Below are 642 nucleotides of genomic sequence, written 5' to 3' on the forward strand. Positions count from 1 at the left end.
GTATAGTTGATCTGTAAACAGGACACCCGGGTGAATCGCTGCTAGCTCATTTTCATTTAGTGCCACGCGCAAACGAAGACATGCTGGGCCACCTCCGTTTTTCATACTTTGTTTTAAATCAAAGCTCATGACTTCTGCAATCGGATTATCCGCTTTAACAAGACGCTTCAAATAGGCGGCAACTGAAGGTGTAGAGTCGCACTCTGATGGCACGACTAAGGCCATTTTGTCATCCGAAATACTTAATAGCTGACTGTTAAACAAGTAGCTAGAAACCGCATCTGCAAGCGGAACTTCACTCTCAGGCACTAAAATAACTTTCAGCTCTGTATCCCCAAGCTTTTTCTGCAACTCAGCAAATACCTGATCTTGATTCAAGAAAGCTTGTTCATGACAGAAAAATACATCTCTATTTCCTACAGAAATAACATCGTTATGAAACACGCCAGCATCAATCGTGCTTGGCTTTTGCTGAGCGTATACAACGTTCGCATCATCTAACTCGTGCAATCGTGCAACGGCTTGGCAAGCCTCTAAAGTTTGACGTGCAGGATATCGCTTAGGTTTTAATTCCGACTCATTAAATGCGGTCCGACCGTATGCAAAAAGTTGCACGCCGCGCTTGTCATACTCTGAGCAAAA

At 43.8% G+C, this 642-nt stretch carries 1 protein-coding gene; it reads right to left on the reverse strand.

The features are described from left to right. The coding region (locus A3739_RS19835) for an N-succinylarginine dihydrolase (protein WP_197472452.1) at positions 1-642 on the reverse strand (642 nt) is incomplete at both ends.

The organism is Oleiphilus sp. HI0067 (genome assembly GCF_001635735.1).